This window comes from Streptomyces pseudovenezuelae, from assembly GCF_029892565.1.
Classification (GTDB): Bacteria; Actinomycetota; Actinomycetes; order Streptomycetales; family Streptomycetaceae; genus Streptomyces; species Streptomyces pseudovenezuelae_A.
Window position 1 is genome coordinate 298,706 of sequence record NZ_JARXVH010000007.1, and the last position, 17,142, is coordinate 315,847.

25 protein-coding genes and 1 pseudogene are annotated in these 17,142 nt (G+C 66.0%); 3 read left to right on the top strand and 23 right to left on the bottom strand.

The window, feature by feature from the left end:
* Positions 1-32 precede the first annotated feature (32 nt).
* From rplR to rpsJ, 18 genes are all read right to left on the bottom strand, one after another.
* Positions 33-416, bottom strand: coding sequence for a 50S ribosomal protein L18 (gene rplR, locus M2283_RS24245; RefSeq protein ID WP_123998306.1), 384 nt, complete (start codon positions 414-416; stop codon positions 33-35).
* 3 nt (positions 417-419) lie between these two features.
* Positions 420-959 (bottom strand): 50S ribosomal protein L6, encoded by a 540-nt coding sequence (gene rplF, locus M2283_RS24250; RefSeq protein ID WP_280878455.1) that lies wholly within the window; start codon positions 957-959, stop codon positions 420-422.
* A gap of 24 nt (positions 960-983) precedes the next feature.
* Positions 984-1,382 carry a 30S ribosomal protein S8 gene (rpsH, locus tag M2283_RS24255; RefSeq protein WP_007384075.1) on the bottom strand — a complete coding sequence of 133 codons (399 nt, stop codon included), beginning with the start codon at positions 1,380-1,382 and terminating at the stop codon, positions 984-986.
* 208 nt (positions 1,383-1,590) lie between these two features.
* Positions 1,591-1,776: a type Z 30S ribosomal protein S14 gene (locus M2283_RS24260; protein WP_003948630.1), complete on the bottom strand. Its 186-nt coding sequence runs from the start codon at positions 1,774-1,776 to the stop codon at positions 1,591-1,593.
* A gap of 5 nt (positions 1,777-1,781) precedes the next feature.
* The gene (gene rplE, locus M2283_RS24265) at positions 1,782-2,339 is read right to left on the bottom strand and encodes a 50S ribosomal protein L5 (RefSeq protein ID WP_053753925.1); all 558 of its coding nucleotides are present in this window, start codon (positions 2,337-2,339) and stop codon (positions 1,782-1,784) included.
* A complete protein-coding gene (gene rplX, locus M2283_RS24270) occupies positions 2,339-2,662 on the bottom strand; it encodes a 50S ribosomal protein L24 (RefSeq protein WP_055614922.1) in 324 nt (107 codons plus the stop codon). The genes rplE and rplX overlap by 1 nt, the downstream gene beginning before the upstream one ends.
* Positions 2,663-2,664: 2 nt before the next feature.
* Positions 2,665-3,033, bottom strand: a complete 369-nt coding sequence (gene rplN / locus M2283_RS24275) for a 50S ribosomal protein L14 (protein WP_003998823.1) — start codon at positions 3,031-3,033, stop codon at positions 2,665-2,667.
* Between the two features lie 101 nt (positions 3,034-3,134).
* A complete protein-coding gene (rpsQ, locus tag M2283_RS24280; protein WP_280878456.1) occupies positions 3,135-3,419 on the bottom strand; it encodes a 30S ribosomal protein S17 in 285 nt (94 codons plus the stop codon).
* Positions 3,419-3,643 (bottom strand): 50S ribosomal protein L29, encoded by a 225-nt coding sequence (rpmC, locus tag M2283_RS24285; RefSeq protein ID WP_280878457.1) that lies wholly within the window; start codon positions 3,641-3,643, stop codon positions 3,419-3,421. Before rpmC ends, rpsQ begins: the two co-directional genes overlap by 1 nt.
* On the bottom strand, positions 3,643-4,062 hold the full coding sequence (gene rplP, locus M2283_RS24290; protein WP_030788270.1) for a 50S ribosomal protein L16: 420 nt from the start codon (positions 4,060-4,062) through the stop codon (positions 3,643-3,645). The genes rpmC and rplP overlap by 1 nt, the downstream gene beginning before the upstream one ends.
* 5 nt (positions 4,063-4,067) lie before the next feature.
* On the bottom strand, positions 4,068-4,895 hold the full coding sequence (gene rpsC, locus M2283_RS24295; RefSeq protein ID WP_280878458.1) for a 30S ribosomal protein S3: 828 nt from the start codon (positions 4,893-4,895) through the stop codon (positions 4,068-4,070).
* Positions 4,895-5,242, bottom strand: coding sequence for a 50S ribosomal protein L22 (gene rplV / locus M2283_RS24300; protein ID WP_280878459.1), 348 nt, complete (start codon positions 5,240-5,242; stop codon positions 4,895-4,897). The genes rpsC and rplV overlap by 1 nt, the downstream gene beginning before the upstream one ends.
* 40 nt (positions 5,243-5,282) lie before the next feature.
* On the bottom strand, positions 5,283-5,564 hold the full coding sequence (gene rpsS / locus M2283_RS24305; protein ID WP_030930516.1) for a 30S ribosomal protein S19: 282 nt from the start codon (positions 5,562-5,564) through the stop codon (positions 5,283-5,285).
* Between the two features lie 12 nt (positions 5,565-5,576).
* Positions 5,577-6,413 carry a 50S ribosomal protein L2 gene (gene rplB / locus M2283_RS24310; RefSeq protein WP_280878460.1) on the bottom strand — a complete coding sequence of 279 codons (837 nt, stop codon included), beginning with the start codon at positions 6,411-6,413 and terminating at the stop codon, positions 5,577-5,579.
* 38 nt (positions 6,414-6,451) lie between these two features.
* Positions 6,452-6,871, bottom strand: a complete 420-nt coding sequence (rplW, locus tag M2283_RS24315) for a 50S ribosomal protein L23 (RefSeq protein ID WP_280878461.1) — start codon at positions 6,869-6,871, stop codon at positions 6,452-6,454.
* Entirely contained in the window at positions 6,871-7,527 is a 657-nt protein-coding gene (rplD, locus tag M2283_RS24320) for a 50S ribosomal protein L4 (RefSeq protein WP_280878462.1), read from the bottom strand. Before rplD ends, rplW begins: the two co-directional genes overlap by 1 nt.
* An 8-nt stretch (positions 7,528-7,535) precedes the next feature.
* Positions 7,536-8,180 carry a 50S ribosomal protein L3 gene (rplC, locus tag M2283_RS24325; protein WP_123998314.1) on the bottom strand — a complete coding sequence of 215 codons (645 nt, stop codon included), beginning with the start codon at positions 8,178-8,180 and terminating at the stop codon, positions 7,536-7,538.
* Between the two features lie 17 nt (positions 8,181-8,197).
* Positions 8,198-8,506, bottom strand: a complete 309-nt coding sequence (gene rpsJ, locus M2283_RS24330; RefSeq protein ID WP_003948644.1) for a 30S ribosomal protein S10 — start codon at positions 8,504-8,506, stop codon at positions 8,198-8,200.
* Between the two features lie 429 nt (positions 8,507-8,935).
* Between rpsJ and M2283_RS24335 the strand changes: the two genes are divergently transcribed.
* The 3 genes and pseudogenes from M2283_RS24335 to M2283_RS24345 form a co-directional block, all read left to right on the top strand.
* Complete coding sequence (locus tag M2283_RS24335; protein WP_280878463.1) at positions 8,936-9,640, top strand: hypothetical protein; 705 nt, start codon at positions 8,936-8,938, stop codon at positions 9,638-9,640.
* A 22-nt stretch (positions 9,641-9,662) separates the two neighbouring features.
* Positions 9,663-10,085: a hypothetical protein gene (locus M2283_RS24340; protein ID WP_280878465.1), complete on the top strand. Its 423-nt coding sequence runs from the start codon at positions 9,663-9,665 to the stop codon at positions 10,083-10,085.
* A gap of 280 nt (positions 10,086-10,365) precedes the next feature.
* A pseudogene (locus tag M2283_RS24345) lies at positions 10,366-10,887 on the top strand (S41 family peptidase); the annotation flags it as partial.
* A 62-nt stretch (positions 10,888-10,949) separates the two neighbouring features.
* Here M2283_RS24345 and M2283_RS24350 read toward each other — a convergent pair.
* From M2283_RS24350 to rpsL, 5 genes are all read right to left on the bottom strand, one after another.
* On the bottom strand, positions 10,950-12,167 hold the full coding sequence (locus M2283_RS24350) for an acyltransferase family protein (RefSeq protein ID WP_280878466.1): 1,218 nt from the start codon (positions 12,165-12,167) through the stop codon (positions 10,950-10,952).
* A 308-nt stretch (positions 12,168-12,475) separates the two neighbouring features.
* Complete coding sequence (tuf, locus tag M2283_RS24355) at positions 12,476-13,669, bottom strand: elongation factor Tu (RefSeq protein WP_123998321.1); 1,194 nt, start codon at positions 13,667-13,669, stop codon at positions 12,476-12,478.
* 170 nt (positions 13,670-13,839) lie between these two features.
* The gene (fusA, locus tag M2283_RS24360; RefSeq protein WP_280878467.1) at positions 13,840-15,969 is read right to left on the bottom strand and encodes an elongation factor G; all 2,130 of its coding nucleotides are present in this window, start codon (positions 15,967-15,969) and stop codon (positions 13,840-13,842) included.
* A 39-nt stretch (positions 15,970-16,008) separates the two neighbouring features.
* Positions 16,009-16,479, bottom strand: coding sequence for a 30S ribosomal protein S7 (rpsG, locus tag M2283_RS24365; protein ID WP_005481264.1), 471 nt, complete (start codon positions 16,477-16,479; stop codon positions 16,009-16,011).
* 3 nt (positions 16,480-16,482) lie between these two features.
* Positions 16,483-16,854 carry a 30S ribosomal protein S12 gene (gene rpsL, locus M2283_RS24370; RefSeq protein ID WP_003948652.1) on the bottom strand — a complete coding sequence of 124 codons (372 nt, stop codon included), beginning with the start codon at positions 16,852-16,854 and terminating at the stop codon, positions 16,483-16,485.
* Positions 16,855-17,142: the final 288 nt, after the last annotated feature.

Here is a 17,142-nt window from a genome sequence, read left to right on the forward strand (position 1 = left end):
TACCTCTCTCTTTATCCGCTAGCTACGGCAGCTCAGAACTTGAGCCCGGCCTCGCGGGCGGCGTCCGCCAGAGCGGCGATGCGCCCGGCGTACTGGTTGCCACCGCGGTCGAATACAACAGCCTCGACACCGGCGGCCTTGGCACGCTCGGCGACCAGAGCGCCGACCTGCTTGGCCTGCGCGGACTTGTCACCCTCGCCGCCACGCACCGTGGTGTCCAGGGTGGACGCCGACGCCAGGGTGTGACCCTTGATGTCGTCGATCACCTGGGCCACGATGTGGCGGTTGGAGCGGGTAACGACCAGACGCGGACGCTCCGCCGTACCGTTGATGTGCTTACGGATCCGGATGTGACGGCGCTTGATCGCGGCGCGCTTGTAGGCGTCGCCCTTAAGGATCTTCTGTCCGTATGCCATGGCTTACTTACCCGCCTTTCCGACCTTGCGGCGGATGACTTCGCCCTCGTACTTGACACCCTTGGCCTTGTACGGGTCGGGCTTGCGCAGCTTGCGGATGTTGGCCGCAACCTCGCCGACCTTCTGCTTGTCGATGCCCTCGACCGAGAAGTGCGTCGGGTTCTCGACCTTGAACGAGATGCCCTCGGGCGCCTCGACGGTGATCGAGTGGCTGTAGCCGAGCGCGAACTCGAGGTTCGAACCCTTGGCCGCAACGCGGTAACCGACACCGCTGATCTCGAGCTTCTTCACGTAACCCTCGGTCACGCCGGTGATCATGTTCGCCACCAGCGTGCGGGACAGGCCGTGCAGGGCCTTGTTCTGACGCTCGTCGTTGGGGCGGGTGACGTTGAGCACGCCGTCCTCACCCTTGGCGATGTCGATCGGCGCGGCAACGGTGTGGGACAGGGCGCCCTTGGGGCCCTTGACCGACACCGTACGGCCGTCGATGGTGACGTCCACGCCGGCGGGAACCGTGATGGGGAGCTTGCCAATACGCGACATAGCTTTTTCCTCCGTTCCCTTCCGCTACCAGACGTAGGCGAGAACTTCTCCGCCTACGCCCTTCTTGCCGGCCTGCTTGTCGGTGAGGAGACCGTGCGACGTGGAGATGATCGCCACGCCGAGGCCGCCGAGCACCTTCGGCAGGTTGGTGGACTTCGCGTACACCCGGAGACCGGGCTTGGAGATCCGCTTGATGCCCGCGATGGAGCGCTCACGGTTGGGGCCGAACTTCAGCTCCAGGACGAGGTTCTTGCCGACCTCGGCGTCCTCGACCTTCCAGCCCGTGATGAAGCCCTCCTGCTGGAGGATCTCCGCGATGTGAGACTTGATCTTGGACGCCGGCATCGTCACTGAGTCGTGGTATGCCGAGTTCGCGTTCCGCAGACGCGTAAGCATGTCTGCGATCGGATCAGTCATGGTCATGAAGTGGCCTTCGGCCTCTCTCGCCGGGGTTTCCTGGTGCGCCATCCCTCTCCCCGATCCGAGACGGGGCGGGTGCGGCACGGTGGACCTACGGCGTAGTAAGTCTTACGGGCGTCAGAGCGCCCAACCCTCCTAGCCTAAGCCATGGAGGGGTGGGCTCCTGACCAAACCCTTTGCTTACCGAGAGCCTCCGGAATCCCTGAAGGGATTACCAGGAGCTCTTGGTCACGCCCGGCAGCTCGCCACGGTGGGCCATCTCACGAAGGCACACGCGGCACAGGCCGAACTTGCGGTACACGGAGTGCGGACGGCCGCAGCGCTGGCAGCGCGTGTAGCCACGCACCCCGAACTTGGGCTTACGAGCAGCCTTGGCAATCAGAGCCTTCTTCGCCATCTCGCTCACGCCTCCTTGAAGGGGAAGCCGAGGTGACGAAGGAGCGCACGGCCCTCAGCGTCGTTGGTCGCCGTGGTGACCACGGTGATGTCCATACCCCGGACGCGGTCGATCTTGTCCTGGTCGATCTCGTGGAACATGACCTGCTCCGTGAGACCGAAGGTGTAGTTGCCACGTCCGTCGAACTGCTTGGGGGACAGACCACGGAAGTCGCGGATGCGCGGAAGCGCGAGCGACAGAGTGCGGTCCAGGAACTCCCACATGCGGTCGCCACGGAGCGTGACGTGGGCACCGATCGGCTGACCTTCGCGCAGCTTGAACTGCGCGATGGACTTGCGGGCCTTGGTGATGGCCGGCTTCTGACCGGTGATGGTGGTCAGGTCACGGACGGCACCGTCCATGAGCTTGGAGTCACGGGCGGCGTCGCCGACACCCATGTTGACCACGATCTTGACGAGGCCGGGGATCTGCATGACGTTCTCGTACTTGAACTCGTCACGCAGCTTGCCCGCGATCTCCTCGCGGTACTTCGTCTTGAGACGCGGAGTGGTGGTGGTAGCCATCAGATGTCCTCACCCGTCCGCTTGGCAACGCGAACCTTGTTGCCCTCGTCGTCGAAGCGGTAACCGACACGCGTGACAACCTTGTTGCCGTCCTTCTCAACGACCAGCTGGACGTTGGAGACGTGGACGGGCGCCTCGGTGGTGACGATGCCGCCGGCCTGCGAACCGCGAGCGGTCGGACCGGCCTTGGTGTGCTTCTTGACCCGGTTGACACCCTCGACCAGGACGCGGTCCTCGCGGGGGTAGGCCGCGATGACCTTGCCCTGCTTGCCCTTGTCCTTGCCGGTGATGACCTGAACCAGGTCGCCCTTCTTGATCTTCATGCTTACAGCACCTCCGGAGCCAGCGAGATGATCTTCATGAACTTCTTCTCGCGCAGCTCACGCCCGACCGGGCCGAAGATGCGGGTGCCGCGAGGGTCGCCGTCGTTCTTCAGAATGACGGCGGCGTTCTCGTCGAAGCGGATGTACGAGCCGTCCGGACGGCGGCGCTCCTTGACGGTGCGAACGATGACCGCCTTGACGACGTCACCCTTCTTCACGTTGCCACCGGGGATCGCGTCCTTGACGGTGGCGACGATGACGTCACCGATGCCCGCGTAGCGGCGACCTGAGCCACCGAGCACACGGATGCAAAGGATTTCCTTCGCACCAGTGTTGTCGGCGACGCGCAGTCGCGACTCCTGCTGGATCACGTCTATCTCCTGTTTGTCTGCCGGTTCCCGGGGCGGGTGCGCAACTCACACACCCGCCCCGAGCCTGGCGGAACTGTCCTGCGGGGATGCCCGCAGGAGATTTACTTGGCCTTCTCGAGGATCTCGACGATGCGCCAGCGCTTCGTCGAGGACAGCGGCCGGGTCTCCGCGAGGAGGACACGGTCGCCGACGCCCGCGGCGTTCTGCTCGTCGTGAGCCTTGAGCTTGTTCGTACGGCGGATGACCTTGCCGTACAGCGCGTGCTTCACGCGGTCCTCGACGGCGACGACGACGGTCTTGTCCATCTTGTCGCTGACGACGAGACCCTCACGGGTCTTGCGGAAGCCGCGAGCCTCTGCGGTCTCAGTCACGTTGTTCTCACTCATCAGGCGCTCTCCACCGTCTCGATGCCCAGCTCGCGCTCACGCATCAGGGTGTAGATCCGCGCGATGTCCTTGCGGACGGCCTTGAGCCGACCGTGGTTCTCGAGCTGGCCCGTCGCCGCCTGGAAGCGGAGGTTGAACAGCTCTTCCTTGGCTTCGCGGAGCTTGTTGAGAAGCTCCTCGTCACCCAGTTCGCGCAGCTCGGACGCCTTGGTACCGACCGACATCACGCTTCACCTGCCTCGCGCTTGACGATCCGGCACTTCATCGGCAGCTTGTGAGCGGCGCGAGTCAGGGCCTCACGGGCGATCTTCTCGTTGGGGTAGGACAGCTCGAACATGACCCGGCCCGGGTGTACGTTCGCGATCCACCACTCCGGAGAACCCTTACCGGAACCCATGCGGGTCTCGGCAGGCTTCTTCGTCAGCGGGCGGTCCGGGTAGATGTTGATCCAGACCTTGCCGCCACGCTTGATGTGGCGGGTCATCGCGATACGGGCCGCCTCGATCTGGCGGTTGGTCACGTACGCCGGAGTGAGGGCCTGGATGCCGTACTCGCCGAACGCAACCGTCGTACCGCCCTTGGCCTCGCCACGGCGCTTGGGGTGGTGCTGCTTGCGGTGCTTGACCCTACGGGGGATCAGCATGTCGGTCAGGCCTCCGTTCCGGTGCTCTCAGCCGGAGCGGCGGCGGCGGGAGCCTCGGCCTTGGGGGCCTCGGCGCCGGCAGCCTGCTGCGGCTTGCGACCGCGCCGCTCGCCACCGCGGCCACCACGGGCCGGGCGGTCGTTGCCGCCACCGCGAGCCGGGCGGTTACCCGCACGGGCGGCAGCGTTCTCGGCGCGGACCTCGGCGATGTTCTTGACATCGCCCTTGTAGATCCAGACCTTCACGCCGATGCGGCCGAAGGTCGTCTTGGCCTCGAAGAAGCCGTAGTCCACGTTCGCGCGGAGCGTGTGCAGGGGCACGCGGCCCTCGCGGTAGAACTCCGAGCGGGACATCTCGGCGCCGCCGAGGCGACCGCCGCACTGGATCTTGATGCCCTTGGCGCCGGCCTTCATGGCGGACTGCATGCTCTTGCGCATGGCCCGACGGAAGGAGACGCGGGAGGAGAGCTGCTCGGCGACGGCCTGCGCGACCAGCTGGGCATCCGTCTCGGGGTTCTTGACCTCGAGGATGTTCAGCTGGACCTGCTTGCCCGTGAGCTTCTCGAGGTCACCGCGGATGCGGTCGGCCTCGGCGCCACGGCGGCCGATGACGATGCCCGGACGAGCGGTGTGGATGTCCACACGCACACGGTCACGGGTACGCTCGATCTCCACCTTCGAGATGCCGGCGCGCTCCATGCCGGACGTCATCATCCGACGGATGGCGACGTCTTCCTTGACGTAGTCCTTGTACAGCTTGTCGGCGTACCACCGGGACTTGAAGTCCGTGGTGATGCCGAGCCGGAACCCGTGCGGGTTTACCTTCTGGCCCATTACCGGGTTCCTTCCTTGCTGCTGACGACCACGGTGATGTGGCTGGTCCGCTTGCGGATCCGGTAGGCACGGCCCTGGGCACGCGGCCGGAACCGCTTCAGGGTCGGACCCTCGTCGACGTACGCCTCGGTGATGACGAGGCTGTCGGCGTCGGTGTGGTCGTAGTTGTGCGCGGCGTTGGCAATGGCGCTGTCGAGCACCTTGCCCACCGGCACGCTCGCGGCCTGCGGGGCGAAACGCAGGACCGCCTGAGCCTCCGTGGCGCCCATGCCACGGATGAGGTCCACCACGCGGCGGGCCTTCATGGGCGTGACGCGGATGTACCGCGCCTGGGCCCTGGCTTCCATGGTTGTCCCTTCAGTGTTTGTCATGATCAGTCACCCCGCGCTAGCGGCGCTTCGACTTCCGGTCGTCCTTGACGTGACCCCGGAAGGTGCGCGTCGGCGAGAACTCGCCGAGCTTGTGGCCGACCATCGACTCGGTGACAAACACCGGGATGTGGGTCTTGCCGTTGTGCACCGCGATCGTGTGGCCCAGCATGGCCGGGACGATCATCGAGCGGCGGGACCAGGTCTTGATGACGTTCTTGGAACCGGCTTCGTTCTGAGCATCCACCTTCTTGGCGAGGTGCTCGTCGACGAAGGGCCCCTTCTTGAGACTGCGCGGCATCTAAACCCGCTCCTAGCGCTTCTTGTTCGTCTTGCGGCGGCGGACGATGTACTTGCTCGAAGCCTTCTTCGGCGAGCGAGTACGACCCTCCTTCTGACCCCAGGGGCTGACCGGGTGGCGACCACCGGAGGTCTTGCCCTCACCACCACCGTGGGGGTGGTCAACCGGGTTCATCGCCACACCGCGAACGGTCGGGCGGACGCCCAGCCAGCGCTTGCGGCCGGCCTTGCCCCAGTTGATGTTGCTCTGCTCGGCGTTGCCGACCTCGCCGACCGTGGCGCGGCAGCGCTGGTCGACCAGACGGATCTCACCGGACGGCATGCGGAGGTGGGCCATGGTGCCCTCCTTCGCGAGCAGCTGCACGGAGGCACCGGCGGAGCGGGCGAACTTGGCGCCGCCGCCGGGACGAAGCTCCACGGAGTGGATCGTCGTACCGACCGGGATGTTGCGCAGCGCCAGGTTGTTGCCCGGCTTGATGTCGGCCCCGGGACCGTTCTCGACGCGGTCGCCCTGCTGCAGGTTGCGCGGGGCGAGGATGTAACGCTTCTCGCCGTCCGCGTAGTGCAGCAGCGCGATGCGCGCGGTGCGGTTGGGGTCGTACTCGATGTGCGCGACCTTCGCCGGCACGCCGTCCTTGTCGTGCCGACGGAAGTCGATCACTCGGTAGGCGCGCTTGTGTCCGCCACCCTGGTGGCGAACGGTCACACGACCGGCGTTGTTACGGCCGCCCTTGCTGTGCAGCGGGCGGACCAGCGACTTCTCCGGCGTGGACCGCGTGACCTCGACGAAGTCGGCGACGCTGGCGCCACGACGGCCCGGCGTAGTCGGCTTGTACTTGCGGATTCCCATTTCTCAGTCCTCGTCCGATATCGGACGATCCGACCCGCTTACGCGGACGGACCGCCGAAGATGTCGATACGGTCGCCCTCTGCGAGGGTCACGATCGCTCGCTTGCTGCCGGCACGCTGACCGAAGCCGGTCTTCGTGCGCTTGCGCTTGCCGATGCGGTTGATCGTGTTGACCCCGGTGACCTTGACCGAGAAGACCGCCTGGACGGCCTGCTTGATCTGGGTCTTGTTGGCGTTCGGGTCGACGATGAACGTGTACTTGTTCTCGTCCAGGAGCGCGTAGCTCTTCTCCGACACGACCGGCTTCAGCAGCACGTCACGGGGGTCCGTGTACGACTTGCTGAGCGGCGTGACGACGGTGTTCTTGCCCTCGGTCGCGTGGCGCCGCGCCTTGGCGACGCGCGCGGCCTTGGCGACCTTGGCCGCCTTGGAGGCGATGCTCGGGTGACGCGTAGCCATCAGGCCTCGCTCCCTTCGGTGTCATTGGCCTTCGGGCCGGACACGAAGGACTCGAACGCGGACTGGGTGAAGACCACGTCGTCCGAGACGAGAACGTCGTACGTGTTCAGCTGGCCCGGCTCCAGGATGTGGACCTGGGGCAGGTTGCGGGCGGACAGCCACGCGGCCTCGTCGGCGCGCTCGATGACCAGGAGCAGGTTCTTGCGCTCCGAGATCTTGCCGAACAGCGTCCGAGCGGACTTCGTGGACGGGTTGTCGCCCTCGAGCAGTCCGGAGACGACGTGGATGCGGTTGTGGCGGGCCCGGTCGGTGAGGGCGTGGCGCAGGGCCGCGGCCTTCATCTTCTTCGGGGTCCGCTGCGAGTAGTCACGCGGCTGCGGGCCGTGGACGACGCCACCGCCTGCGAACTGCGGCGCACGGGTCGAGCCCTGACGGGCGCGGCCGGTGCCCTTCTGGCGGTACGGCTTCTTGCCACCACCACGGACCTCGCCACGACGCTTGGTCTTGTGCGTGCCCTGACGGGCCGCGGCCAGCTGCGCGACGACTACCTGGTGGATCAGCGGGATGGAAACCTTCTCTACGTCGAAGATCTCCGCGGGGAGCTCGACGGATCCGGCCTTCTCGCCCGCCGGCGAAAGGATGTCAACAGTGCTCATCGGTTACCTCAGGCCCCCTTGGCCGCGGTGCGGACCAGGACGAGGCCGCCGTTCGGACCAGGAACCGCGCCCTTGATGAGCAGCAGACCCTTCTCCGCGTCAACGGCGTGGACGGTCAGGTTCTGGGTGGTGACCCGCTCGTTGCCCATACGACCCGCCATGCGGAGGCCCTTGAACACACGGCCCGGGGTGGCACAGCCACCGATGGAGCCGGGAGAGCGGTGCTTGCGCTGGGTGCCGTGTCCGGCGCCGAGGCCCTTGAAGTTGTGACGCTTCATGACACCGGCGAAGCCCTTGCCCTTGCTCTTGCCGGTCACGTCGACCTTCACGCCGGCCTCGAACACCTCAGCGGTGATCTCCTGGCCGAGCGTGTACTCGGAGGCGGCCGCGGTGCGGATCTCGACGAGGTGGCGACGCGGGGTGACATCGGCCTTGGCGAAGTGACCCTTGAGGGGCTTGTTCACCTTGCGCGGGTCGATCTCGCCGAAGGCGATCTGGACCGACTCGTAGCCGTCACTGTCATTCGTACGGACCTGGGTCACGACGTTGGGGCCGGCCTTGACGACGGTGACGGGAACAACACGGTTGTTCTCGTCCCACACCTGCGTCATGCCGAGCTTCTCGCCCAGGATGCCCTTGATCTGCTTAGCCATTCTCAGATCACCGGCCCTCAGAGCTTGATCTCGATGTCGACACCGGCCGGGAGGTCGAGTCGCATCAGGGAGTCAACGGTCTTGGGGGTCGGGTCGAGGATGTCGATGAGGCGCTTGTGCGTGCGCATCTCGAAGTGCTCGCGAGAGTCCTTGTACTTGTGCGGCGACTTGATGACGCAGTACACGTTCTTCTCAGTGGGCAGCGGCACCGGGCCCGCGACCGACGCACCAGTGCGCGTCACCGTCTCGACGATCTTCTTCGCCGAGGAGTCGATGACCTCGTGGTCGTAGGCCTTGAGCCGGATGCGGATCTTCTGTCCCGCCATGGCTACTCAGTAGTCCTGTCTCTTTTACAGCTCTGGAACCCGGTGCTCCACTGACTTCCTCCGACCCACGCGGTCGGGTGTGTCGCACTCTCACTGACACAGATGTCCCTTGTCCGAACATCCCTTGCCTGAGAAAGAGGTTCACCGGGCGCCTGGCCGGTGCTGCACCGCACTTCCCGAAAGATTCCCGTACGTCCGCCTCAGCGCTGCCTTACGGCAGTTGGGGCGACGAGTACTGTGGGACTCGCTTCCGGTCCTCCCGGCGGGAGGCGCACAGCATCAACACTCGACCGAGCAACTCCGACAGTCTGCCATATGGGCCAGGGCCCTGGCCAATCGGGCCGGAGACAATACCCCGGGAGTGACGCAGGTCAAACATGGGTGCCACTCACCTGGCGGCGCGGCCCGTTCCTCCGCCAAGATCCCGACGTGACGCAGCCCATAGACCTCGCCCGCGCCGCGACGGCGCTCGAAGCCCGCAGACCCCTCTGGTCGGCCGCCGGCCACGACGTCTCCCCCGCGCTCTGGACGGATGACCGCGAACACCTGGCCGTACAGCTCGCCTCGCCCGAATGGCAGGTCCTGCTCACCGTCGAACTGCACAGCGCCGGCTGGGCGCACCTCCACTTCGCCTCGGAGGCAGGCGCGATACGGGACCCATGCCGGGTCCGGTCCGTGGACGCCTGGGGCACATTGCTGGACGAAGCGGTCACGCGGGCCTCCCGCATCCGGCTGCAACCCGCCAAACTGCTGGCCGGCACCTGCACGACCGGCTGGCTGGACTGGATCCACGGCGAGCTGTGGCTGCTCCCCGGTCACCTGGTCCGCGTGCGCAGCGGCCTGCTGCAGTCCGTACTGAACTCCCAGAGCGGCTCCGGGGTGACGGCCCAGGATCCGTACCGTCTCGTCGGCCACGACCCGGAGGCGATCCGCCGCGCCCACCGCACCAACAAGGTGATCCCCTTCACCGACATCCACCACGCCCGCCTGCACGGCGGTGTCTCCACCTCCGGCATGACCCTGACGATGACCGACGGCACCCACCACAAACTCCTGTGGCTGTCGACGGAACCGGCCCGACGGCTACTGAGGGACAGGTTGCTGCCGGTGCTGGGGCCGCGGCTGACGCACTGACCGCGCTCGGTTCGGGCGGCAAATGCGGCGCACGCTGGCCCAGGAGAAGATCCTGCTCCAGGAGATCCCGAAGCTGGAGAATGCGCCCGGCGGCTTCACCGAGTTCGAGAACCGGCATGGGAGCGTGTGGCGCGTTGAATGGGACAACGGCTGGGTTCTGGGGGAGGCAAGCGGTCCCGAGGTTTGTCCCGTCGAGCTTGCTGAGCTTCTTCTCTTCGTGAGGGCGCGGCTTCTGATACCGGTACTCGGCTTCCCCAAGGCTCTCGTCGCCGGAGAACTCACAGCCATAGGCGGGAAAGACGGCGTAGGTCACCGGCATGAGGGCCGGATTCTGCGCCTTGTGCAGTTGAGCCACCGCCGGCACAGCGACCGCGACGACATCGAAGTCCCACCCCGGAACGCCGAACCCCCCGACGAACCCGAGAAACCGACCTCAGATCCATGAGTCCTTCCAGAGCCAGGGGTCAATGGAGGGACTTCTCCACGAACGCCAGCAGATCGGCGAGTTCCGTGGGACGTGGCGCACCGCACTTGGACTCCTCCCCCAGCCTCACGGATCGCCCAGCCCCTCCAACACCCGCCCGAAAGAACGGAAGCCGGCCCTGCCGCTCTCCGGCGAGTGAGCCGGTCCGCCAGCCCGGACAGAGGAATGGAAATCCCGAGGATCTCGACAATCTTCTCCGCGCACTCGACAACGTCACCGCCACTGTCCCCGTCGCCAGCCCCGCCACCTCCGCGGCCTGATCATCGACCTCCGCGTCAACGGCGGCGGCGCCGACTCCCTCGGCATCCACATCGCCGAGCGCCTCACGGACGCGCCCTACGTCGCCTACGCCAAGCGCGCCCGCAACGACCCCGCCGACCCGACCCGGTTCACCCGCCCCGAGCCGATCCGCGTCACGCCGACCCAGGCGCCGCGCTACACGGGCCCGATCGCCGTACTCACCGGTGGTTCCACCGTGAGCGCCGGGGAGACCTTCACGCAGGCGCTCATCGACCGCCCGGGCAGGACCGTCCGTATCGGGCAGGCCACCCAGGGCGTCTTCTCCGACACCATGGCCCGCGTGCTCCCGAACGGCATGGTCGCCTGGCTGCCCAACGAGGAGTTCCTGACCCGTACCGGCCGCACCTTCGACGGCACCGGCATCCCGCCCCAGCTGACCGAACCGGTCTTCACCAAAGAGGAGTTCGCGAAGAACCGGGACTCCGCCTTCGACCGCACGGTGAACCTGCTGCGCCGATCCTGAAACCCGAGCGCGCCGGCCATCAGACCCCCGCCCTCCACCAAGACCCCGCCCGCCGACTCCCGCTACGACCCCGCGTTCCGCAGCCGAGCGAACGACGTGTCCAACCCCCGCTTCATCAACCCCGCCACCGGCCGCTCCACGAACCGGTGGACCAGCCAACTCAGCGCCATGAAGCCGACGATGACCACCGCGACCAGCAGCCGCGCGTCCATCGTGTCCTTCAGGCGGTGGATCAGCGTCGTACCGGCCACGTAGTGGATCAGATACAGCGGATACGTCATCGCACCCGCCGTCACCAGCCACTTCCACTGGACGCGGTCCGTCGCGCCCAACGCGATCGCGACCATGACCAGCAGGAAGACGGTGAAGATCGCCACGCTTCCCCGCCACCCCGACACGTGCTCGACCTCGTCGATCCGCAGGCCCAACTCCCGTTGGCCCATCAGCCAGGCCATGCCGAGGATGCCCCACAGGAGCAGGTCCTGGCCGAAGCGGTGCATGAGGTAGAGGGCGAGGCCGGCGATGAAGTACCAGGCGCCCTCGGGGTTGGCGATCAGCTCCAGGAGGTGGAACTTGGCGACCGGCGCGAGCATCGCCGCGGCGCCCCACACGCAGCAGAAGAGGACGACCTTGCGGTAGGTCAGACCGGTGGCGACCACGACCAGGAAGAGGAGGTAGAAGCGGAGCTCCGACCAGAGGGTCCAGTAGACGCCGTCGACGTTTCCTACCTTCGAACCCGCCTGCAGCATCGTGAAGTTGAGGAGTATGTCTCGCGGCCGCATGCGGTCCCAGACACCCGGCAGGGCGACGAGTACGGCTGTCGTGAAGGCGATGGCGAACCAGTAGGCCGGGTAGAGCCGCATCACGCGCGAGGTGAAGAACTGCCTCGGGGTGCGGCCCCAGCAGGACATACAGATCACGAAGCCGCTGATGACGAAGAAGATCTCTACGCCGATCCAGCCGTAGGTCGCGACATGGAACACCGTCGGCATGATGTCGGACACCGGCCGGCCCCAGATGGCGTTGTGCGGCTGGTTCACGCGGTACGTGCCGACGTAGTGGTGCAGGGCCACCATCAGCGCGGCGACCAGGCGGATGCCGTCGATGGCGTACAGGCGCGGGCGTTCACGTCGGACGGGGGCGCTCGGGGTGCTGGGGCGCGGGCCCGGCCGTACCGTCCGCAGCGGCTGCGTGGGCCGGTCGTCCAGCTGTGGCAGCGGCTCTCGGCGCCCGCCCTTGCCGCCGGTGACGATCAACGATCCGCTGTGCGCCTCACGCATCAGACTCCAGCCATCCCCTGTGTGCGTCCTGGCCCCGCCGGCCCCACGAGCCCTCCACGCTAGGCCGTCACAACCACCCCACAGCGAACAGACAAGAACATTCGGTGCAGGGGCCGCGCGGAATTGGCCCAACCCTCAATGGGGCGCCGCACAAGGTTTTCCAAGACTTCACCCAGGAGTCGTCGCCATGGCCCAGGGCGGCTCAGGACCGAGGGAATCCGGCAGGACGACGAAAAGGCCCGTACGACCGAAGTCGTACGAGCCTTTTCAGGAGCTCGCGTTGGAGCTACCAGGTCAGATCAACGGAATTACTTGTTGATCTTGGTGACCTGGCCGGCGCCGACCGTCCGGCCACCCTCACGGATGGCGAACTTCAGGCCCTCTTCCATGGCGACGGGCTGGATGAGCTCCACCTTCATCTCGGTGTTGTCACCCGGCATGACCATCTCGGTGCCCTCGGGGAGGGTCACGACGCCGGTCACGTCCGTCGTACGGAAGTAGAACTGGGGACGGTAGTTGTTGAAGAACGGCGTGTGACGGCCACCCTCGTCCTTGGACAGGATGTACGCCTGGGCCTCGAACTCCGTGTGCGGGGTGACCGAGCCGGGCTTGATGATGACCTGGCCGCGCTCGACGTCCTCGCGCTTGATGCCACGGAGGAGCAGGCCCACGTTCTCGCCGGCCTGGCCCTCGTCGAGCAGCTTGCGGAACATCTCGATACCGGTGACCGTGGTGGTGGTCTTCTCGGTCTTGATGCCGATGATGTCGACGGTCTCGTTGACCTTCAGGACACCACGCTCGATACGGCCGGTGACGACCGTACCGCGACCGGTGATCGTGAAGACGTCCTCGATGGGCATGAGGAACGGCTTGTCGACGTCACGCTCGGGCTGCGGGATGTTCTCGTCGACGGCCTTCATCAGGTCGAGGACGGACTGGCCCCACTCCTTGTCGCCCTCAAGGGCCTTGAGCGCCGAGACCTTGACGACCGGAAGGTCGTCGCCCGGGAACTCGTACTCGGAGAGGAGCTCACGGACCTCGAGCTCGACGAGCTCCAGGATCTCCTCGTCGTCCACCATGTCGGCCTTGTTCAGGGCGACGACGATGTACGGAACGCCGACCTGGCGGGCCAGGAGCACGTGCTCCTTGGTCTGCGGCATCGGGCCGTCCGTCGCGGCGACAACGAGGATGGCGCCGTCCATCTGCGCCGCACCCGTGATCATGTTCTTGATGTAGTCCGCGTGACCGGGGCAGTCGACGTGGGCGTAGTGACGCGTCTCGGTCTGGTACTCGACGTGCGCGATCGAGATCGTGATACCGCGCTGGCGCTCCTCGGGAGCCTTGTCGATCTGGTCGAAGGCCGAGGCCTCGTTCAGGTCCGGGAACGCGTCATGCAGCACCTTGGTAATGGCGGCCGTGAGGGTCGTCTTACCGTGGTCGATGTGACCGATGGTGCCGATGTTGACGTGCGGCTTAGTCCGCTCGAACTTCGCCTTCGCCACTGGGTCCTCCTGTGGAGTGGTTCTGGTACGCCTTACTCATCGGCGCCAGGTGATCTTTGCTGGGATGCCGCCCGCCGGGGTTCATTCCGGGCTGCGACGATTTCTCGTCCCTTTGCCGGTCGAAAGCCCCGGCGGTCGGTGTCAAGCCTAAAGCGTGTAAACGGGGTGTGTTACTCGCCCTTGGCCTTCGCGATGATCTCCTCGGCGACGTTCCGCGGAACCTCGGCGTAGGAGTCGAACTGCATCGAGTAGCTTGCGCGACCCGAGGTCTTGCTGCGGAGGTCGCCGACGTAGCCGAACATCTCCGAGAGGGGCACGAGGCCCTTCACGACGCGGGCACCGGCACGCTCCTCCATGGCCTGGATCTGGCCACGGCGGGAGTTGATGTCGCCGATGACCTCACCCATGTAGTCCTCGGGCGTGGTGACCTCGACGGCCATCATCGGCTCAAGGAGCACGGGGCTGGCCTTGCGGGCGGCCTCCTTGAAGGCCTGCGAGCCGGCGATCTTGAACGCGAGCTCGGAGGAGTCGACCTCGTGGTAGGCACCGTCGAGCAGCGTGATGCGGACACCCGTCATCTCGTACCCGGCGAGGATGCCGAACTGCATGGCCTCCTGCGCACCGGCGTCCACCGAAGGGATGTACTCCCTCGGGATACGGCCACCGGTGACCTTGTTCACGAACTCGTACGCCGGGCCGTCGGACTCGGTGATCGGCTCGATCGCGATCTGCACCTTGGCGAACTGACCGGTACCACCGGTCTGCTTCTTGTGGGTGTAGTCCACGCGCTCGACGGCCTTGCGGATCGTCTCGCGGTAGGCGACCTGCGGCTTGCCGACGTTGGCCTCGACCCGGAACTCGCGCTTCATACGGTCGACCAGCACCTCGAGGTGCAGCTCGCCCATACCGCCGAGGATGGTCTGGCCGGTCTCCTCGTCCGAGTGGACGTGGAAGGACGGGTCCTCCTCCGCGAGACGCTGGATGGCCACACCCAGCTTCTCCTGGTCACCCTTGGACTTGGGCTCGATGGCGACCTGGATGACCGGCGCCGGGAAGTCCATGGACTCCAGGATGACCGGCTGCTTGTCGTCGCACAGCGTCTCACCGGTGGTGGTCTGCTTCAGGCCCATGACGGCGACGATGTCGCCGGCGCCCACCGCCTCGATCTCCTCACGCTTGTTCGCGTGCATGCGGTAGATCTTGCCGATGCGCTCCTTCTTGCCCTTGACGGAGTTCAGCACCGCGGTGCCAGTCTCCAGGCGGCCCGAGTAGACCCGGACGAAGGTGAGCTTGCCCAGGTGCGGGTCGCTCATGATCTTGAAGGCAAGCGCGGACAGCGGCTCGTCCACGGACGGCTTGCGCTTGACGACGACCTCGGGGTCCTTGACGTCGTGGCCTTCGATGGCCTCGACGTCCAGGGGGGTCGGCAGGTAGCGCACGACCGCGTCGAGCAGGGGCTGGACGCCCTTGTTCTTGAACGCGGTACCGCAGAACACCGGGGTGACCGTGATGCCGTCGGACTTGCCGGACGCGATGGTGATGCGACGGATCGCGGCGTACAACTGCTCCTCGGTGGGCTCCTGGCCCTCCAGGAACAGCTCCATGACCTCGTCGTCGTTCTCCGCGACGGCCTCGACCAGCTTGCCGCGGTACTCCTCGGCGGCCTCGACGTGCGTTGCCGGGATGTCGACGACGTCGTACATCTCGCCCTTCGCCGCCTCGGCGGACCACACGAGCGCCTTCATGCGGACCAGGTCCACAACGCCCTTGAAGTCCATCTCGGCACCGATCGGAAGCTGCATGATCAGCGGCACCGCACCGAGGCGGTCCTTGATCATGTCGACGCAGCGGTGGAACTCCGCGCCGGTCCGGTCGAGCTTGTTCACGAAGCAGATGCGCGGCACGCCGTAACGGTCGGCCTGACGCCACACCGTCTCGGACTGCGGCTCGACACCGGCCACGCCGTCGAACACGGTGACGGCACCGTCGAGGACGCGGAGCGAACGCTCCACCTCGACGGTGAAGTCGACGTGCCCGGGGGTGTCGATGATGTTGATCGTGTAGTCGTCGTCCTCAAGCGGCCAGTGACAGGTGGTGGCAGCAGAGGTGATCGTGATGCCACGCTCCTGCTCCTGCTCCATCCAGTCCATGGTGGCAGCGCCGTCGTGGACTTCACCGATCTTGTAGCTGACGCCGGTGTAGAAGAGGATCCGCTCGGTGGTGGTCGTCTTGCCCGCGTCGATGTGGGCCATGATCCCGATGTTGCGGACCTTGGCCAGGTCAAGTGAAGTAGTAGCCATAAGGCTTCGGTCTTCTCTCGGTCTCGATGTGGGTAGCGACTACCAGCGGTAGTGCGCGAAGGCCTTGTTGGACTCGGCCATCTTGTGCGTGTCCTCGCGCTTCTTGACGGCCGCGCCGAGGCCGTTCGAAGCGTCGAGAAGCTCGTTGAGCAGACGCTCGGTCATGGTCTTCTCGCGACGGGCGCGGGAGTAACCGACCAGCCAGCGCAGCGCGAGCGTGTTGGCGCGACCGGGCTTGACCTCGATCGGCACCTGGTACGTCGCACCACCGACACGGCGGGACTTGACCTCAAGCGTGGGCTTGATGTTCTCCAGCGCGCGCTTCAGCGTGATGACCGGGTCGTTGCTGGTCTTCTCGCGCAGGCCCTCCATGGCGCCGTACACGATGCGCTCGGCGGTGGAGCGCTTGCCGTTCAGCAGCACCTTGTTGATCAGGGAGGTGACAAGAGGAGAACCGTAGACCGGGTCGATGATGACCGGGCGCTTCGGGGCGGGGCCCTTACGAGGCATTTTCTACTTCTCCTTCTTGGCGCCGTAGCGGCTGCGGGCCTGCTTGCGGTTCTTGACACCCTGGGTGTCAAGGGAACCGCGGATGATCTTGTAGCGAACACCGGGCAGGTCCTTCACACGACCGCCACGCACGAGCACGATGGAGTGCTCCTGCAGGTTGTGTCCCTCACCCGGAATGTAAGCGGTGACTTCGATCCCGCTGGTCAGACGCACACGCGCGACCTTACGCAGGGCCGAGTTCGGCTTCTTCGGGGTGGTCGTGAACACACGCGTGCAGACACCACGACGCTGAGGGGAACCCTCGAGTGCGGGCGTCTTGTTCTTCTCGACCTTGTCCTGCCGGCCCTTCCGGACCAGCTGCTGGATCGTAGGCACTACTTCTCCGGTTTCTGTGTGCCGAATGGTGAAGCTAACCTGGAACGTCGCCGACCCACGCGGTCGGGTGTGTCGAATACTGCAGACTTCCGCCGCCAGGCAGTAAGAGCGCAGATTGCGGTGGCCGCTCACGGCCCAGGTACGGTTCGAAGGCACGCACGAGGGCCAGGGCACACCCCAGGCACAAGGTCCGAGGGTACCTAGCTCATACGCTGCGGTCAAAACAAATGGACGGCACCAACAGTGCCGGGCCTCCGGTGTCAAGCCCCTACGCCGCAGTGGATCTTC

Excerpts from the sequence above, each read along its gene's own strand:
- rpmC (WP_280878457.1), bottom strand. The coding sequence starts at position 3,643 with ATGTCGGTCGGTACCAAGGCGTCCGAGCTGCGCGAACTGGGTGACGAG.
- rplX (WP_055614922.1), bottom strand. The coding sequence starts at position 2,662 with ATGAAGATCAAGAAGGGCGACCTGGTTCAGGTCATCACCGGCAAGGAC.
- rplR (WP_123998306.1), bottom strand. The coding sequence starts at position 416 with ATGGCATACGGACAGAAGATCCTTAAGGGCGACGCCTACAAGCGCGCC.
- rplP (WP_030788270.1), bottom strand. The coding sequence starts at position 4,062 with ATGCTGATCCCCCGTAGGGTCAAGCACCGCAAGCAGCACCACCCCAAG.
- rplE (WP_053753925.1), bottom strand. The coding sequence starts at position 2,339 with ATGGCTACCACCACCACTCCGCGTCTCAAGACGAAGTACCGCGAGGAG.
- M2283_RS24260 (WP_003948630.1), bottom strand. The coding sequence starts at position 1,776 with ATGGCGAAGAAGGCTCTGATTGCCAAGGCTGCTCGTAAGCCCAAGTTC.
- rpsQ (WP_280878456.1), bottom strand. The coding sequence starts at position 3,419 with ATGAGTGAGAACAACGTGACTGAGACCGCAGAGGCTCGCGGCTTCCGC.
- rpsJ (WP_003948644.1), bottom strand. The coding sequence starts at position 8,506 with ATGGCGGGACAGAAGATCCGCATCCGGCTCAAGGCCTACGACCACGAG.
- rpsC (WP_280878458.1), bottom strand. The coding sequence starts at position 4,895 with ATGGGCCAGAAGGTAAACCCGCACGGGTTCCGGCTCGGCATCACCACG.
- M2283_RS24340 (WP_280878465.1), top strand. The coding sequence starts at position 9,663 with ATGCGGCGCACGCTGGCCCAGGAGAAGATCCTGCTCCAGGAGATCCCG.
- M2283_RS24350 (WP_280878466.1), bottom strand. The coding sequence starts at position 12,167 with ATGCGTGAGGCGCACAGCGGATCGTTGATCGTCACCGGCGGCAAGGGC.
- rpsH (WP_007384075.1), bottom strand. The coding sequence starts at position 1,382 with ATGACCATGACTGATCCGATCGCAGACATGCTTACGCGTCTGCGGAAC.
- fusA (WP_280878467.1), bottom strand. The coding sequence starts at position 15,969 with ATGGCTACTACTTCACTTGACCTGGCCAAGGTCCGCAACATCGGGATC.
- rpsG (WP_005481264.1), bottom strand. The coding sequence starts at position 16,479 with ATGCCTCGTAAGGGCCCCGCCCCGAAGCGCCCGGTCATCATCGACCCG.
- rplV (WP_280878459.1), bottom strand. The coding sequence starts at position 5,242 with ATGGAAGCCAGGGCCCAGGCGCGGTACATCCGCGTCACGCCCATGAAG.
- rplB (WP_280878460.1), bottom strand. The coding sequence starts at position 6,413 with ATGGGAATCCGCAAGTACAAGCCGACTACGCCGGGCCGTCGTGGCGCC.
- rpsS (WP_030930516.1), bottom strand. The coding sequence starts at position 5,564 with ATGCCGCGCAGTCTCAAGAAGGGGCCCTTCGTCGACGAGCACCTCGCC.
- rplF (WP_280878455.1), bottom strand. The coding sequence starts at position 959 with ATGTCGCGTATTGGCAAGCTCCCCATCACGGTTCCCGCCGGCGTGGAC.
- rplW (WP_280878461.1), bottom strand. The coding sequence starts at position 6,871 with ATGGCTACGCGTCACCCGAGCATCGCCTCCAAGGCGGCCAAGGTCGCC.
- rplC (WP_123998314.1), bottom strand. The coding sequence starts at position 8,180 with ATGGCTAAGCAGATCAAGGGCATCCTGGGCGAGAAGCTCGGCATGACG.
- rplD (WP_280878462.1), bottom strand. The coding sequence starts at position 7,527 with ATGAGCACTGTTGACATCCTTTCGCCGGCGGGCGAGAAGGCCGGATCC.